The following is an 18,781-nucleotide window of genomic DNA, read 5'->3' on the forward strand; positions in this document are numbered from 1 at the left end:
CCTGTATAAGTGAATGGTGCTCCTGCAGCGATAGTAACCGTGGTAACACTTGGCGCTTTTGCGATGGCAAAGTCCTTGGTGTCCGTGCTGCCTTCATGGTTCGCATCACCTGTGTAGCTGTAACTTGCATTGGCCGTTCCAACATTGATGTTGTTGGTATAAACCGGAGTTGGTGTCAAACTCAATCCGCCTGCACCTGTTACGCTAACCGAAGCTTGGCTAATAGCCGAACCTGTATAAGTGAATGGTACGCCGGCAGCGATAGTAACCGTGGTAACACTTGGCGCTTTTGCGATGGCAAAGTCCTTGGTGTCCGTGCTGCCTTCATGGTTCGCATCACCTGTGTAGCTGTAACTTGCATTGGCCGTTCCAACATTGATGTTGTTTGCATAAACCGGAGTTGGTGTCAAACTCAATCCGCCTGCACCTGTTACGCTAACCGAAGCTTGGCTAATAGCTGAACCTGTATAAATAAATGGTGCGCCGGCAGCGATAGTAACTGTGGTAACACTTGGCGCTTTTGCAATTGTTACCTGAGCTGTTCCACTTGCATCATTATAGTTTGTTCCTCCTGTAAATGACCAGCCAGTGGAACCTCCAAGTACATTCGTGTATGAAGTGGCAAAGCTTAATCCTGATGATAAATTTACAGAACCAACACCCGTTGCTGTTCCGCTTGCAGTGTGTGCTGCAGCATCATAAACCCCACTGTAATCTGTTATGGCTATCAAAGCGGTTGCTTTATTTACAGTCACCGCTGTTGAAATATCTTGAATTAAACCAAAGTTATTGTCACCATTATATTCGTACTTAATGGCATAAGGAACCGCACTAGCATTGATTGAAGAAGTATTAAAAATTAAATTGAATGTTCCCACAACGTTTGAACCGCCTGTTTGCTTAATTGCTACCGAAGAAGATATTCCATTAATTGAAATAATTATTGACCCAGTTGGTATTGAAGAACCCGCACTTATTTTTCCGCTTAGTGTGATAGTACTTGTACCATAAGTAATGCTTTGGCTTGCGGTAATAGCAGAGAAACTCGGTGCAGCTTTATTAATTACCAAAGTTCCTGTAGTTGTGGAAGCAGTATAATTAATATTGGTTAAAGTAGCCGTCACATCATAACTACCTACATTGGTAGGAAATGGTACTGAAGAGCCACTTTGGCTATAAGAAATATTTACAGTATTCAGTCCACTAGGACTGGTACTTGCAGTTGCAACTTTCCCGATACCATCATACGTATGCGACAGGCTTCCTAAAGTGATAGTAGCGGTGGCTTTATTTACAGAAAGAGCAGTTGAGTTATCTAATTTTGCATTGAAATTATCAGTAGCTGAATAATTATAATTTATACTGTAAGGAGCGGCAGTGGCAGTTATTGCCGAAGTATTTACAAGTAAGCTAAATGTGCCATCGGAAGAGTTTATACTTCCTGTTTGACCTGTACCATCTACAGTGACACTTACCGATCCGGTAGGAATCAAAGTTCCTGCAGTAATCTTACCTGATAAAGTAATTGATGCAGTACCATAAATAATGTTTTGACTTGCGGTAAGATTCGAAAAAGTTGGTGTTGCTTTTGAAACTAACAATGTCCCTGTTGCATTTGCTACCTGATAGTTAGCATTGGTTAATGAAGCAACTATTGTATAACTACCTGCATTAGTAGGAGGAGTTGGCGATCCGTTGTAGGTTACCGATATTGCACCAAGACCAGAAGGGTTTGTAGTAGCAGTTATCACCCTAGCAGATCCGTCATATGTTTGATTAAGCGTGCTAACATCCAATGTTAAGGTAGCTGTCGCTTTTGCAATTAATAATATACCTGTTGCATTTGTGGCCTGATAATTAGCATTATTTAACGAAGCTATTACTGCATAAGAACCTGCATTTGTAGGTGGAATTGCCGAGCCGTCATAAGTAATGGACACTGCTGTGAGTCCGTTTGGAGAGGTGGTTCCCGTCGCTGATTTAGCAGACCCATCATAAATATGATTCAAATTGCTGAGCGAAATAGTAGCCGTAGCTTTATTTACAGTTAACGTTTTTGTGGCATCATTGATGGCATTAAAATTATTATCGCCCGGATAGGAATAGGTAATTGTATATGGTGAAGATGCCGCACCAAGTTCAGAAGTATTGTAAGTTACACTGAAGTCAGCAGTATTTGAGCCTGTTCCTCTTGAAGTATTATGTGCCGCTCCGTTAATAGTTGCCGTGATAGTACCTGTAGGCACCGTGCTTCCATTAATAGTACCAGATAAAGAAACCGATGAATTACCATACGTAATGATTTGGTTGACCGAAAGATTGCTGAATGTTGGGGTAGCCTTGTTGATTACCAATATACCCGTGGCATTTGTTGCCTGATAGTTAGCATTATTTAACGAAGCTATTACAGCATAAGAACCTGCACTGGTAGGTGGAGTCACTGAACCATTGTAAGTAATGGATAGAACATTCAATCCTCCTATTGGAGAAGTGATGGCTGTAGCTGATTTGGGACTGCCATCATAGGTTTGGCTTAAATTACTTAACGTGATCGTTTGGTCTGCTTTATTGACATTGATCTGTACTGTTGTAGGACCAGCTGCATTATAGTTTGGAGTCAACGCAGCATTTGCACTTAAAGTTTGATTCAATCCTGCATTTAATAAAGTACCTGATGCCGGAGTATAAGTTAATATACCTTGCGCTGTTGCGTTCAATTGTGTGGCACCCAATAATGTACCATAAGTGATGTCGGCTGGGTTTGACCAGTTAATAGTTTGGTTAGCCTTATTTACTACAAGTGTTACTTGCTTACTAGCTGCATTATAGTTTTTAGTTTGTGCTGCATCTACCTGCAGTAGCTGGTTTCCTGCATTTAGCAAGGTACCGGATATTGGGGAATAGACCAATGCACCAGGTACTGAAGCCCCTACTGTAGCAGAACCTGCAACCGTTGCATTCAGTTGCGTAACATTTAATGATGCGCCATAGATAATGGCGGAAGGAGCTACCCACGTAATGGTTTGGTTGGCTCTATTCACATTGATTAAAACCGTTGTCGGACCAGCAGCTTCATAATTTGCAGTTGCAGCAGCACTTACGCTTAAAACTTGACTTGTTCCTGCATCAAGTAAAGTGCCCAATGCCGGCGTATAGGTTAATACACCTTGGGCAGTAGCATTCAATTGTGTTGCACTTAATACTGTCCCATAAGTAATCGCGGCAGGAGTTGACCAGCTTATGGTTTGGCTGGCTTTATTGATAGTTCCGGTTGTATTTGTTTGGAACGTATACGCATAGTTATTTCCACTATTGCCATCTGAAACTGTTCCTGAAGGTGTTAAGGTCTTGTTATTCCCTACGTTATTGGTATCATATGTTTCAATGAAGTTTGCTACATCAGTTCCTGCCAAACTTCCCGAAGTAATTGCTGGCGTAGCAACTGCACTTGTTGTTCCATCATATGCTTTAGTATTTGTTTGTGCAGAAACAGTTAATGAACGCTTGTTGACCACATAAGCGGCATTGTTTGATGTTTTAGCTGGGGAACCCGAAGTTCTAACTGTAATTCCATTGATAGTTCCTGCTGTAGTCGTAATAGCATTAATTATTGTTAGTGTGACAATAATAGGCACATTACTTCCTGATGGTAAAGCAACGGGATTAGTTGAAAAAGAAGCATTAACACCAATAGGTAGAGTAGTTCCTGCCAGGCTAAGTGTAGTATTACCTGTGCCATTTGTCCCATTTGGAGTAATTGTAACTGTATATGTTGCATTATATGAGGTTCCGTAAGTAACAGTACCTGTCTGTGATGCTGCAACAGTAACAGTTGCTACGTCATTCGCCGCATCCGTAAACGTCCATTCTGCATGCGCGCCATTTTGTCCATCGGCAGTTAAAAGAAAAGTTGCCCCTAGAGCATCTCCTTCCGCAACTGTCGGAACATACCACGAAGTTGCAATATTTCCAATACTATCAGCAACAATTGTCCACGGCTGATGGTATTGGGGGTCAGTTCCAGCAGGTTCGACCCCAACATGTTCTACAAGTAAAATAACTTTTTCACCAGCCTGAAATCCAAAGCCCGTAATAATAGCCGTTGATCCAGGAGGATAATCCAATAAATCAGTTGAAACAGTCGCCTGCCCAAAAGCCACACTTGCAAAAAACAAATTGGCTAGTAAAAAAACAATCGATAAAAGTTGGGATTTGTGTAAAAATGTCTTCATAACTAATTGAATTAAAATAGTAAAATAATGAATTAGGGCTGCTTTACTTAGAAATCTGAATGGGAAGGAACTTTTTGAAGTGGTATGTATTTAACATAATTTTATAAAATTGATATCTTTTTTAAACAAAAAATCTTACAATAATCAACTAAATTTCAAATACTTACAGACTAAGTTAAATAATTAAGAATACATTAGTATTCTTTTTTTTACATTTCCGATTAACAGAGGAAAAAAAACTATGAACTACCTATTTTATGTTTTTTAGAAAAAAAAAAAAGTAAATCACAGAGGAATTTATCAACTTTTGAACCCTTCTTTCGATTCAAAAAAATTGAAATCTATTTTGATAATTAAATTAATACTACTTTTTTACTTCAAAATGAATGGTTTGTTATTAAAATCTATACTTTAATTTAGAGATTTAAGCATAAAAAAGACAGGAATACTGCTGTAAAGAAGAAATAAAGACAGTAGTTACGAATAAGAACAATACCATAAAAAACAGTCAAGATAAAGTTGCTGTAGTACTTCTTTTAAATCGTTGAAATAACATTTAAAATAGGGTGTGTAATTATCTACATCGCAAAAAAAAGAAATAAAAAAAACCTGTCCAGAGAAGTGAACAGGTTTTGAATATTTAAAAAAAATATTTTAAGATACTATTTTTTGAATTGGGAGATTCCGGTTTTTAGCCAACTTGCATATTCATCCACGCCTACATAACTAATCGTTGGTTTATCTACATTTAAACTATTCCCTTCCAGATCTGTTAAAACATACAAAGGCTGGGTATTGGTTTTATACTTCGAAATCATAAAATCAGTCCATTTATCCCCTATGGTTTCAATATCAGAGCCCGTTGTTTTAGAAACAAACTGTCCTTCTTTAGGTAATTCCCGTTTATCATCGACATACAATGAAATTAATACTATTTCATTTTTTAACTGGGATAAAACGCGAGTATCTGACCAAACATTATTTTCCATTTTTCTACAATTCACACAAGCATAACCAGTAAAATCTAGCATTATAGGTTTGTTTACCGTTTTGGCGTAAGCCAAGCCTCTCTCATAATCATCAAAAACTACCAAACCATGTGGTCCACTTTTTGCCCCTTCCGGTAAAGTACCTGCCGATTCCGTAACTCCTGAACCCCCAAAACCCATTGGACTCTCGCTGTATTCCATTGGTGGCGGAAAAGCATTAATCATTTTTAGTGGTGCTCCCCAAAGTCCGGGTATCAAATAAATGGTAAACATTAAAACAACCAACCCAAAAGATAATCTTCCCACCGAAATATGCGGCAAAGGACTATCGTGCGGCAAAGTAATTTTTCCGAATAAATAAAAGGCTAAAGTTCCAAAAATGGCAATCCAAATGGAAAGAAAAACTTCTCTTTCCAACAAATGCAATTGCAAAACCAAATCAGCATTCGACAAAAATTTGAAAGCCAAAGCCAATTCCAGAAAACCCAAAACTACTTTCACCGTATTAAGCCATCCACCTGATTTTGGTAAAGAATGCAACCAACCCGGGAACATGGCAAATAGCATAAAGGGTAAGGCTAATGCCAATGAAAAACCGAACATTCCTATAATTGGAGCGATACCTCCCTTAGAGGCGGCTTCTACCAATAATGTACCTACAATAGGTCCCGTACAAGAGAACGACACTATGGCCAATGCCAATGCCATAAATAAAATTCCAACTATTCCCCCTCTGTCTGCCTGACTGTCTACTTTATTAGCCCATGATTGCGGGAGCATGATTTCGAATGCACCAAGAAAGGAAAATGCAAAAACAATCAATAAAAGGAAGAAAATAACATTAAACCAAACATTGGTAGACAACGCATTTAATGCACCGGCACCAAAAATCCAGGTCACTAAAAAACCTAATACAACATAAATTAATATAATCGAAACTCCATATATAACAGCGTTTTTAATCCCTTTGGCCTTCGATTTACTTTGTTTGGTAAAGAAACTTACCGTCATAGGAATCATCGGAAAAACACATGGCGTAAGTAAAGCGGCAAATCCAGAGAAAAAAGCGATAAAAAATATCGACCACAGTCCTCTTTTAGTCACGGAATTAGCATCCGGCACACTAACTTTTGCAGGAATAACAGTTGTTTTTTCTACTTCAGTTTTTGCAACTGTTGAATCTGATTTTACAGTATCTGTTTTTATAGCAACTGTTTTAACAAGTGCAACTGAGGGTTTTATAAGTGAAGGGATCGAAAAAGTGAATTTTTTTTCTAAATTAATACACGCTTCTTTACAAACCTGATAATTCAAATCGACTTCAATTGTAGTAAGCTTTGGATTTGTAATGTTAACCTGTTGCTGAATTTGGGCCTTATCGTGAAAAAAAGTTTCATTCACTCCAAATACATCATTAAAAGCGGTCGTAGTTTTGCTTTCTTTGGCTTTGCCAACTAAGATAAAATTACCTTTTTTATTTTTGAAAATAACTTCTAATGCCAGCGGTCCTCCATCTGGTGTAAACTGTGAATACATATGCCAGTCTTTTTCGATAACTGCATTAAAAGTCAACAAATAATTGTTCTCCGATTTTTTCTCAATTTTGGTTGTCCATTTCGCGGGATCAAGAATTTGCGCATTTCCTTTGGCGGAAGCCAAAAAAACAAGTAGTAAAAAAATAATTTTCTTCATTATTCTAATTGTATTTTAAGTATATTTTTTGTTTTATTTTCTTTTCTAAAACGATCATCCTGACGAATTCCAATAACCCAAACTATTTTATTATTGGAGTATAAAAGCCACGCATTTTCTTTATCGATCAACGACAATTTTTCATCTTTAAAGAGCTTGCTCACCTTCTTAGATTTACCTTCCATCCCAAAAGGCTGAAAAATAGCTCCTTGATTCCAACGTCGCAAAACCAAGGGGAATTGTAATTTATCCGCATCAACAAATATAGTTGTATTTGAAACTAAACTTATGTCTGCTACTTTACAAAACGAAAGATTTATGGGAATCTTAACTTCTTGCTGATTTTCTTCAATTAAATACTCTTCCTCTTTATTTACGAAATTAATCGGACTTAGGATTAAGGAATCCCGGTCTTTCAACAATCGAAACTCGGAAGAATAAACCTGTTTCCCTGATTGGCTTTCGACCAAATCATAAATATCATCCCATGCGGCAAATCCAAATTCATTGAGCCATTGGTACAAATACGATTTATAATTGGGCAATTTCTTCAATTGATCCAAATCAAAATGAATTTCGTCCCCTTCTGGTTTTGCGACTTGCTGATAAACCATTATTGATGCATCTTCAACCATGTCTTGCGCTTCCTGTAAATAGGTTTGTGTTTTTTGAAAAGAAGTTATGAAATTTGGATTTAAATCTTTTAACATCGGAACTAAATGATGCCGGATTTTATTTCGAAGGTATTTATCAGATGCGTTACTGCTGTCTTCTCTCCATTTAATATTATTTTCTTTTGCATAATTTTCAATTTCTTGTCTTGAAAATTGTAAAAGTGGCCGAATTACATTTTCATTTTGCTCCGGAATTCCGGTCAAACCTTCTAATCCTGTGCCACGAGTAAGATTAATAAGAAACGTTTCTAAATTATCATCCGCGTGATGTGCAGTCAGAATATAGTTGTAATTTTCTGTTTCCAAAAGCTCGTAAAACCAATTGTACCGCAATTCACGAGCAGCAACTTGAGTAGATAATTTATAGTCATCGGCAAAAGCTTTAGTGTCAAATTGAGTTACAAAAAGAGCAATAGTATTCGCATCAGCGTATTCCTGAACAAATTTCTGATCTTCGAAACTTTCCATCCCCCGAAGTTGAAAATTGCAATGCGCTATGGCTACTTCATAATTTAGCTTATGAAACAAATGAGCCAAAACCATACTGTCTAATCCTCCGCTCGTGGCAAGAAGCAACTTTTTCCCTTTTAAAAACTGGAAATTATGATTCAGATGATCGAGAAATTTTTGCATCATTTTCAAAAGTAATTAATTCATTCCAATTTAGCTCAACACTTCAAGCATAGCTTTGGCTTTAAGCAAACATTCCTCATATTCTTTTTCAGGAACGGATTGTGCCGTAATCGCACTTCCCACTGAAAACGAAACGTATTTTTTTTCTTCGTTATACAAAATACTTCGGATAACTACATTGAAGTCAAAGTCGCCGTCTGGCGTAAAATAACCCACGGCACCGCTATACAAACCGCGTTTTGTTTCTTCCGATTCTTCAATAATTTTCAATGCCGAAATTTTAGGCGCTCCAGTCATGCTTCCCATAGGAAAAGTAGTTTTTATAGCATCTACAGCGGAGTATTGATTGTCTAATTTTGCCGTAACAGTGGAAATCATCTGATGCACTTGCATAAAAGAATAGATGGCACACAACTCAGTGACTACAACAGAACCTTTTTGAGCTGTTCGGGATAAATCATTCCGAACTAAATCAGTAATCATAATATTTTCAGCACGTTCTTTTGGGTCTGAAGCCAATTGATTTTTTGATTTTTCGTCTTCAATTGGATCTAAAAATCGTTTGCTCGTTCCTTTAATAGGTTGTGAAATTAATACTTCTCCTTGTTTCCTTAAATAACGTTCCGGTGAGGCTGATAGTAAAAAATGTTTATTGTTTTTAAAATAAATTGCAAACGGAGGCTGAGAAATTTCGTTGAGTTTTATAAATTTTTCTAATGGATTGATAATTGCATTTTCAGCAAAAAACTCCATACAAAAATTAACCTCATAAATATCCCCCTGATGGATGTGATCCCTTATTCTGGACGTTTTCTCAAGATAATTTTCTCTTGATATTCGCTGCTGAATTATTATTGTTTCTTCGGTTTCGATTTTCGACTTTCGACTTTCGATAATATTACCCAAATCTTCCTCTAATTCCTCATCACACATATTGAGATACTGAATTTCGAGTTCATTCCCTTTTAATAAAAATATTTTTTTAGGTTGAAAGAAAAACAAATCTGGAAAACCCAATCCATCAAAATTATTGGATTTTAAATGCTCCACATCATTTTTTAAATCGTACGACAAATAGCCAAAAAGCCAATCCTTGGTAATTTGCTGGTATTGTTTTAAATCCTCGAAAGCGTTATGATAGTCGGTTTTAACAGCAGTTAAAGCATCTACAGCAAGAATACAATCATAACTGGAATACCGTTGCGGATACTCATTGCTATCCATAAAAACGATTTCACGGAATTGTTGTCCCCAAAATAAAAGTTGTTGTTTAAACACCTTTGGATCCGAAATTTGCTTAAAAATTGAAGTTCTCAATTACTATATATCTTTAAAATTCAAAATTACAATAAAATATATCCTTCGATAAGAGATTACTGTATAAATTAGCTTCTTTTTTTGTAAATTTGTTATAGTACGTTGATCTTGAATACAATTATAATATCCATAAAAATACGAAAGTCTTTATGACCATTGATGCTTAGAGCAAAGAAAAGGTAGATGAATGTTAAAAACGCAATTGATATTAGTGGTACAATTTATAGAAAACGACAATCGGTGTCTAAACAGAAGGTATAGTTTGCTGATATAGACGGATTCCACTGGTCAGTTTTGTATAGGAATGAAAGTGCTATGTGATAATAGTATATTTTTAATGTGTAACCAATAAAACCATATATCATGAAAATTGCAATCATCATTATTCGATCTTTACTTGGCCTATTATTTCTCTACACCTCAATCAGTTTCTTTTTACACCTATCTCCTGAGGCCGAAACAACCGGAAACTTCAAAGCTTTTAATGTCGGTTTAATGGCGTCTACTTATTTGATACCTCTAGCAAAATCTTTAGAATTTCTTTGCGGAATTTCATTTATTACCGGTCGATTTGTAACGCTTGCTAACCTTATTATTTTGCCCGTTACTTTAAATATATTATTGATTAATTTTTTCCTAACCCCAGAGAACTTGCCGATTGCTTTATTTGTATTTTTTGGAAATATCTTCTTAATCTTTAGCCATTGGCAAAATTATAAAAGTGTATTTGTAGCTAAATAATTTAAGTCCAAATATTAAAAAAACCCTTCTTCTATTAAAAGGAGACGGGTTTCTTCATATTAAAATATACTTTTCTAGTTACACATGCAACGCTCTATTATCTGTAGCGGCAAGTGCTGCTTCTTTTATCGCTTCTGCAAATGTTGGATGCGCATGAGACATTCTAGAAATATCTTCGGCAGATGCTTTGAATTCCATTGCCGTCACTGCTTCAGCGATTAAATCCGCGCAACGAGCACCAATCATGTGTACGCCGAGAACTTCATCTGTTTTTGCATCAGCAAGAATTTTTACAAATCCGTCTAAATCTCCCCCGGCACGTGCACGACCTAAAGCTTTGAAAGGGAAACTTCCTGACTTGAAATCTACGCCAGCGGCTTTCAATTGCTCTTCTGTTTGTCCTACAGCAGCCACTTCTGGCCAAGTGTAAACAACACCAGGAATCAAGTTATAGTTAATATGCGGTTTTTGACCAGCTAATATTTCAGCAACCATTGTACCTTCTTCCTCTGCTTTGTGTGCTAACATTGCTCCACGTACCACATCACCAATCGCATAGATATTTGGAACGCTCGTTTGTAAATGATCGTTTACTTCTACCATTCCTCTGTCTGATATTTTTACTCCTGCTTTATCCGCATTCAATCCATCAGTGTACGGACGACGTCCTACAGAAACCAGCGCATAATTTCCTTCAAGTGTGATCGTTTCTCCTTTTGCATTTTCAGCTTGAACAGCAACGATATCGCCGTTTCTTTCTACTGATTTTACTTTGTGTGAAACGTAGAATTTCATTCCTTGTTTTTTTAATACTTTAGTCAATTCTTTAGACAATGAAGCATCCATTCCTGGAATGATACGGTCCATGAATTCTACTACAGAAACTTGCGCTCCCAATCGTAAATATACTTGTCCAAGTTCAATTCCAATAACTCCACCGCCAATAATTACCAAATGCTTTGGTACTTCCGGTAATTTCAATGCTTCAGTTGAAGTGATGATTCTTTCTTTATCAATTTTGATAAATGGTAAAGAAGAAGGTTTAGAACCTGTCGCGATAATTATATTTTTAGCTTCGATAGTTTCAGAAGTTCCATCTGCTTTTGTAACAGCAACGTGCGTAGCATCAACAAATGAACCCAATCCTTCGAGAACGGTAATTTTATTTTTGTCCATTAAAAATTTCACACCACCTGAAGTTTGATCAACAACCGCTTGTTTGCGTGCAATCATTTTTTCAAGATTCACTTTTACTTCCCCTGAAACTTCAATTCCGTGGTCGGCAAAATGAGCAATTTCGCTGTAATGATGAGAAGAAGCAAGTAATGCTTTTGAAGGGATACAACCTACATTCAGGCAAGTTCCTCCCAGCGTGGAATATTTTTCGATAATTGCTGTTTTGAAACCCAACTGCGCACAACGAATTGCTGATACATATCCGCCTGGTCCAGAACCTATAATGACTACGTCAAATGAACTCATAGTATATTTTTTTATGGTGTTTTTATAAAATGTTGCACAAAATTAAGGAATTAAGTTTTGTTTAAAGTTTAATTCAGCAGGTTTTTTGTTATGATTTTTCAGCAATTACGATTACATATTAATGCGAATTCATTTTTTGTACCGTTAGGCACTACATATAGGTAGTAATTAGATTTAAAATTCGTTAACGTGCCGTAGGTATGCGACAAAACGATAAATGTTACCTATCTACGGCACGCTAGATTCGTTCCGATTCATGTTTTCTACCAAAATTTAGTGCCTAACGGCACATTTCAACCCTTGATTCGCATCATTAATGAAATGCTTTCTAAATGTTTAATATTTCTAAATATCAACAATTGTAGTATTTTTTACTTCGCTAATCATAAAGGTACTGTGTGTGCTGCCAATATGCTGTAATGTAGTCAGTTTTGTAACCAAAAATTCCCGATAGGCTTCCATGTCTTTTACCACTATTTTCAGTATGTAATCGTAATCACCGCTCACATGATGGCACTCTAAAATTTCCTTTAGTTTCACTACTTCACTTTCGAACTTTGTAAGAAACTCTTTGGTGTGCTGTATTAATTTAAGGTGGCAGAAAACCACAAAACCTTTTTCTACTTTCGAACGATTGATTAACACGACGTATTTATCGATAATTCCTTCTCTTTCCAGTTTTTTAATTCGTTCGTAAACGGCAGTAACCGAAAGATTGAGTTTTAAAGAAAGTTCCTTAGTTGTTTTTTTACTGTCGGATTGTAATAAAAAAAGTAGTTTTTTATCGATGGTGTCTAGTGTCATTATTTTGAAGTATTTGAAGTGAAATAAAATCTATATAAATCTTATTTAGAAAGCTAATTTAGAAAATTAATTTACAAATACATGATTTTATAGTTTTAAAATCTAATGCCAAACAATAGTGTTGTTTATTAATCTACAATTATTTTATTTTGAAGTATATTTTATAAAGAGCGAAATTCCCTAGCCCTGATAAAATCGGCATCCTTTCTAGTCCTGACCTTGTTTCCCGATCCTAAAACAAGGTCAGGACTAGAAAGATACATCGGATAACAGGAATAGCTTCAAATAACAATAAACACAATTATGAAAAATTTCAATCCCGCAAACAACATTCAGGATTTACAGTATTTTGGAGAATTTGGTGGTGTAAATCCATCGATTTCTGATTCCTCAACGTACACTTTCCTTTCGGCAAAAACGATGTTCGATACTTTTGAAGGAAATATGGAAGGGTGTTACTTGTACTCCCGTCATTCTTCACCAAGTAATTTGTATTTAGACAAAGCCTTGGCCGCAATGGAAGGAACAGAAACTGCAAATGTTTCAGCCTCGGGAATGGGCGCGATCACTCCTACTCTATTACAATTATGTGGAACTGGTGATCATATTGTTTCGAGCAGAACAATTTATGGTGGAACGTATGCATTATTGAAGAATTTTACGCCTAGATTAGGTATCAAAACTACTTTTGTTGACATCACAAAACTGGATGTTGTGGAAGCTGCAATTATTCCTGAAACTAAAGTTTTATACTGTGAGACGGTGAGTAATCCTTTACTGGAAGTAGCTGATATTGAAGGATTGGCAAAAATCGCAAAAAAACATAATTTAACGCTTGTGGTTGACAATACTTTTTCGCCATTATCCGTTTCCCCTGCGCGATTAGGTGCTGATATTGTGATTCACAGTTTGACAAAATACATCAACGGAAGCAGTGATACTGTAGGTGGTGTAACTTGTGCGTCACAAGAATTTATCGACAATTTAAAAAACGTAAATAGTGGTGCCAGCATGTTACTTGGGCCAACAATGGATAGTTTACGTTCCGCTAGTGTGATGAAAAACTTACGTACACTACATATTCGTATGAAACAACACAGTCATAATACGATGTACCTTGCCCAACGTTTTGAAAAAGATGGACTAAAAACAGTGTATCCTGGATTAGAAAGTCATCCAAGCCACAAAATCTATAAAACCATGATTAATCCTGAATATGGTTTTGGAGGAATGATGACATTAGACGTTGGAACTTTGGCGAAAGCCAATGAATTGATGGAATTGATGCAAGCAAAAAATCTGGGTTACCTTGCTGTAAGCTTAGGATTTTACAAAACCTTATTTAGCGCACCAGGAACTTCAACATCTAGTGAAATTCCTATGGATGAACAAATAGAGATGGGATTGACTGATGGATTGATTCGTTTTTCTATAGGTTTAGACAACGATATTGAAAGAACCTATCAGATGATGAAAGCCTGCATGATGGAATTAGAAATTCTGAAAAGCGAATCTATTTTGATGGTATAATATTTTTTTAGTTTTTTTGTTAGAAGCCGTTTGAAGCCATTTCGAACGGCTTTTTTTTTATTTAAAATTCAGATGTTCCCAATTAAAAGCGAATTACATCTAATTTTAATAACAAGAATACCAAAAATACGCATTGTTCTTTTTTTACAAAAACACGATTATTCTTCCTAAATTTTAGTATATTTGATTATCCTACACTATAGATAATACCCTCAAAATCAAACCGATTCAAATTTTAAGTATTGTTACGAAAGTAGCGATGCACGAACCTACAATTAGGAGATAACTTCCCATCCCAAAAAAGAAGTTAATAACTAAAACACCTTAGAATTCTATTCTTAACCATAAAATTAATACTATTATGAAAAAAATCGCTTCCTCTTTGTTGTTATTAATGTTGAGCTCGACACTTTTTGCTCAATGGAATTATCCAAAAACTAAAACAAATGATACTACTGATACTTATTTTGGAGTGACTTACAACGATCCCTATCGTTGGTTAGAAGATTTAAAAAGCCCAGATGTCATCTCGTGGTTTAAAGAACAGGCAGATCTTACTAACAGTACAATGAGTAAAATTTCGGGTAGAGATGAACTTATTGCAGAATGGAAAAAATTAGACAAACTTCAGCCGCCAGTCTATTATTCTCCAATAAAAGAAAATGGGAGAATCTTCTATCAAAAAAGATTTCCCGGAGAAAAAGTAAGCAAAGTATATTATCGAGAAGGAATACAAGGAAAAGAACAGTTACTTTTTGACCCTCTAACTTTTATCCCTGGAAAAACATTATCAGTACAGCAAATCATACCCAGTTATGATGGTAAAAAATTAGTGATAGCCTATTCTGAAGGTGGTGCTGAAGTATCAACAATACAAGTTATGAATGTTGACACCAAGCAATTTCTGCCTGACATTATAACCGCAACCGCCGGACCGGGAAGTTGGACTTTTGATAATAATGCCTTCATGTATATGTGGATTAAATCAGCTGATAATGCAGACCCGACAGGCCGTTTAAACCCAAAAACAAAATTACATAAATTGGGTACAGATGTAAAAACTGATATTGATTTTTTTAGCAATGAAAGCTACCCTGCTTTAAACATTGAAGCTAAAGCCTATCCTTTTGCCTTTTTTGTTGAAGACTCAAAAGACTACATTTTTGCAGGAGAAGGCACAGTGCAAAGAGAAATGAAATTTTACTATGCTCCTATTGCTCAATTGTATTCTGGAAACATTCAGTGGAAATCACTTAGTGCTCTAGATGATAAATTAGTGCGCAGTGTGGATATGGCTGGTGATAACATATACTCAATAACATATAAGGATGCAAAAAACTATAAACTTATTGCTACCAATTTAAAAAATCCAAATTGGTCTACAGCTAAAACAATTGGAAGTGAGAAAGAATCTCAAACACTAGAATCTTTTACCCGTTGCAAGGATTTTCTATTGCTTAATTATAGCGATGGCATCAACAATCATGCATATAAGTACAATATTAAAGACCAAACAACTACAGAAATTAAACTACCTTACACCGGTTTGGTAAATATCTCTTGTATGGATACTAAAACCAATGATTGTTTTATATCCATTACTTCCTGGAACAAACCCTTTACTGAATTCTTGTACAATGCCAATACAAATACCTTTACTGAAAGTCCATTCAACAAACCTGCCGTTTACCCAAATTCCTATAAAGATTTAATAGTAGAAGAAGTAGAAGTTAAAGGGCACGACGGCGTAATGATACCACTTTCTATTATTTACAAAAAAGGGTTAAAAAAAGACGGTTCTAGCGTTTGTCTGATGCATAGTTATGGGGCTTATGGCATCAGCATGTCTCCTTGGTTTAATGTTTTTGAAAATTCATTAGCTGTAAAAGGCGTAGTGGTTGCTATTCCCCATGTACGCGGAGGCAGTGAAAAAGGCCAAGATTGGTACAAGGCAGGATACAAAACTACGAAACCCAATACTTGGAAAGATTTTATTAGTTGCGGAGATTATTTAGTAGCGAAGGGATATACATCATCAAAAAAATTGGCTGGAACTGGCACGAGCGCCGGAGGAATATTAATTTCAAGATCCATTACCGAAAGACCTGATTTATTTGCCGCCGCCATATGTAATGTTGGTGTTGCTAATGCGATGCGAGCAGAATTTTCTTCAAATGGCCCAGTCAATATACCCGAATTCGGCACTGTAAAAGACGAATCCGAATGCAAAGCCTTATACGAGATGGATGGAATGCAACACGTAAAAAATGGTGTTAAATATCCTGCAGTTATGTGTGTTGCTGGATGGAATGACCCCAGAGTTGTAGCATGGCAACCGGGGAAATTTGCAGCCGCAGTTCAAAACGCTTCAACTTCCGGCAAACCCGTATTGATGAAAGTGAATTATGATAATGGTCATTTCACAGAGGATAAAGATGTTACATTTGCCAACTTTGCTGACCAATTTGCTTTTGCATTATGGCAATGCGGACATCCAGATTTTCAGCTGAAGAAATAAACTTATAGTTTTTTTTTGTAAATTAAATGCAATTTACAATCAAACTATCCTTTCAATAAAAGCAATTGATTATAAAAAATAAAAAAGCGTTTTTGAAACATATTTTCAAAACGCTTTTCTATACTTGTTACTTAAAATTTAAACTTCTATCCTATTCAATTTACTGTTATTACGGCTGAAGCCAAAATAAATCACCAGACCTATTAACAACCATATCGTAAAGTAAATCCAGTTCCAAACACTTAGTTCTGCCATCATATACAAACAGCAAATCAATCCTAATAATGGAATCAATGATAAATTTTCTTTAAAAGACCACACGGATAATCCAACCAAAACGATCAGAAAAATCCACATTGGAATTTTATGTTTGAACAAACTAAAACCACTTTCATATTTAATGGAATCCTCAACTGGCAAATCAGAAATTACGGAAGCATATTTGGCATCATCTTGTTGGTATTGATTCAATAAAAGTTCTAAATCCGGCGTTCCTGTTGTCGCATTTTTAGCATCAACACTTACTAAATAATCATATACTTTTTGAGTTTCCTCTTTATTTAATGAGGTTATAATACCAGCTGAATTATTGATTTGAGTTTCATTAGTAATGAAATCCATTGTATTTTTTTTATTGTATCCAAAGGAAAAAACCAATCCGATAATCAATAAGACAGGCATGATAAATTTTGAATTCATGTAAGGTGTTTTGAATTTTCCTCGAGGAATATCCGTTCTGTTTTGCAAAGCTAAAACTCCTGCGCAAACCAAAACAAAGGCAAATAAAGTTCCTATACTGCATAAATCTGTAACCATCGTCAGATTCAAAAACAAAGCAGGAATTGCTACTACAAAACCGGTAACGATTGTAGCATAAGAAGGTGTTTTGAATTTAGGATGCACTTTCGAAAAACGTTTTGGCAATAAACCATCACGACTCATACTCATCCAGATACGTGGTTGCCCCATTTGAAATACCAATAAAACACTCGCCATAGCAATTACTGCACTTACTGCAATAATTCCCGACATCCATTTTAAATGCAATTTATCAAATACGAATGCTAAAGGATCTCCTACATTCAATTCGTTGTAGCTTACCATTCCTGTTAAAACTAATGCGATTGCTATATATAAAATGGTACAAATAATAATTGCCCACATCATCCCTTTAGGCAAATCACGCTGTGGATCTTTACATTCTTCGGCAGTTGTGGAGATAGCGTCAAAGCCAATGTAGGCAAAAAACACTGCCGAAACTCCTTTTAATACTCCTGTCGCTCCATTAGGTGCAAACGGATGCCAGTTATCAACATCTACATAAAAAATCCCAACAGCAATAACCAAAAGTACGATACATAATTTTACAACAACCATTATATTACTGGCGTTGCGAGACTCTTTCATACCGCGATATACCAGAGCAGTAATCAATACAATGATTAATAAAGCAGGTAAATCAGCCACTAGGTGAAAAGAACCAATAACCGGAGAAGTTGTCCATGCTGTATAAGCGCCTTGTGTTGCTAAACTTAAATTTTCAAATGTTTTTCCACCTTGCATCAAAGCAGTGGCGTCTTTAAAACCATTGGAAGCAGATAAATAATCCATTTGGGCATATTGTGGAAGATGAATTCCCATACTGTCGAGTAATCCTGTAAAATAATCACTCCAGGATATGGCGACCGTTATGTTACCGACGGCATATTCCATGATTAATGCCCAACCTATAATCCAAGCGATTATTTCTCCAAAAGCAACATAGGAATAAGTATAAGCACTACCAGATACGGGCACCATCGAAGCAAATTCCGCATAAGCAAAGGCTGCGAAGCTGCACGCTATGGCGGTAAATAAAAATAAAAAGATAACGGCAGGACCTCCATCAGCACTTGCTTTACCAATTGTACTAAAAATACCGGCGCCAACAATTGCTGCAATTCCAAAAGCGGTCAAATCGCGAGCGGTTAAGTGTTTCCCCAGTGCGTTATGTCCATCTGCATTATTCTTTTCAACTTGTTTTAAAATATCTTGTACTGTTTTCTTTCTGAATAAACCCTTTAATGCCATATTGTAAATTTTATCATTAAATATTAATATACCGTAATTTTTGAGCTTTAATTTTGCAAATAATGTAAATTTTATTCGAAAATCAAAAGCATTAAACAA

The 18,781-nt window shown here is 36.0% G+C and carries 10 protein-coding genes; 3 read left to right on the plus strand and 7 right to left on the minus strand.

All coding sequences use genetic code 11. The annotated features are described in order from the left end of the window. The 4 genes from ACFX5D_RS14955 to ACFX5D_RS14970 all read right to left on the minus strand — a co-directional run. On the minus strand, positions 1–4,232 hold a 4,232-nt coding region (locus ACFX5D_RS14955; RefSeq protein WP_379859011.1), incomplete at its 3' end, for a beta strand repeat-containing protein. Positions 4,233–4,894: 662 nt separating this feature from the next. Continuing rightward, positions 4,895–6,913, minus strand: coding sequence for a protein-disulfide reductase DsbD family protein (locus ACFX5D_RS14960; protein WP_379859012.1), 2,019 nt, complete (start codon positions 6,911–6,913; stop codon positions 4,895–4,897). Continuing rightward, entirely contained in the window at positions 6,913–8,223 is a 1,311-nt protein-coding gene (tilS, locus tag ACFX5D_RS14965) for a tRNA lysidine(34) synthetase TilS (RefSeq protein WP_379859013.1), read from the minus strand. Before tilS ends, ACFX5D_RS14960 begins: the two co-directional genes overlap by 1 nt. Before the next feature lie 27 nt (positions 8,224–8,250). After that, positions 8,251–9,537, minus strand: a complete 1,287-nt coding sequence (locus ACFX5D_RS14970) for an anthranilate synthase component I family protein (protein ID WP_379859014.1) — start codon at positions 9,535–9,537, stop codon at positions 8,251–8,253. Positions 9,538–9,900: 363 nt separating this feature from the next. On the opposite strand from ACFX5D_RS14970, the gene ACFX5D_RS14975 reads away from it, so the two are divergent. Beyond that, positions 9,901–10,278, plus strand: a complete 378-nt coding sequence (locus tag ACFX5D_RS14975) for a DoxX family membrane protein (protein WP_379859015.1) — start codon at positions 9,901–9,903, stop codon at positions 10,276–10,278. A gap of 78 nt (positions 10,279–10,356) precedes the next feature. On the opposite strand, the gene lpdA is transcribed toward ACFX5D_RS14975, so the two are convergent. Next, positions 10,357–11,760 carry a dihydrolipoyl dehydrogenase gene (gene lpdA, locus ACFX5D_RS14980; protein WP_379859016.1) on the minus strand — a complete coding sequence of 468 codons (1,404 nt, stop codon included), beginning with the start codon at positions 11,758–11,760 and terminating at the stop codon, positions 10,357–10,359. Positions 11,761–12,105: 345 nt separating this feature from the next. After that, the gene (locus ACFX5D_RS14985; protein ID WP_379859017.1) at positions 12,106–12,564 is read right to left on the minus strand and encodes an Lrp/AsnC family transcriptional regulator; all 459 of its coding nucleotides are present in this window, start codon (positions 12,562–12,564) and stop codon (positions 12,106–12,108) included. 303 nt (positions 12,565–12,867) lie between these two features. Between ACFX5D_RS14985 and ACFX5D_RS14990 the strand changes: the two genes are divergently transcribed. After that, positions 12,868–14,094 carry an aminotransferase class I/II-fold pyridoxal phosphate-dependent enzyme gene (locus ACFX5D_RS14990; protein WP_379859018.1) on the plus strand — a complete coding sequence of 409 codons (1,227 nt, stop codon included), beginning with the start codon at positions 12,868–12,870 and terminating at the stop codon, positions 14,092–14,094. Between the two features lie 361 nt (positions 14,095–14,455). Next, a complete protein-coding gene (locus ACFX5D_RS14995) occupies positions 14,456–16,612 on the plus strand; it encodes a prolyl oligopeptidase family serine peptidase (protein WP_379859019.1) in 2,157 nt (718 codons plus the stop codon). A gap of 138 nt (positions 16,613–16,750) precedes the next feature. On the opposite strand, the gene ACFX5D_RS15000 is transcribed toward ACFX5D_RS14995, so the two are convergent. Next, positions 16,751–18,682, minus strand: a complete 1,932-nt coding sequence (locus ACFX5D_RS15000) for an amino acid permease (protein WP_379859020.1) — start codon at positions 18,680–18,682, stop codon at positions 16,751–16,753. Positions 18,683–18,781 lie beyond the last annotated feature (99 nt).

Origin of the sequence: Flavobacterium fructosi (assembly GCF_042787335.1) — a bacterium.
In the GTDB taxonomy this organism is placed as follows: domain Bacteria; phylum Bacteroidota; class Bacteroidia; order Flavobacteriales; family Flavobacteriaceae; genus Flavobacterium; species Flavobacterium fructosi.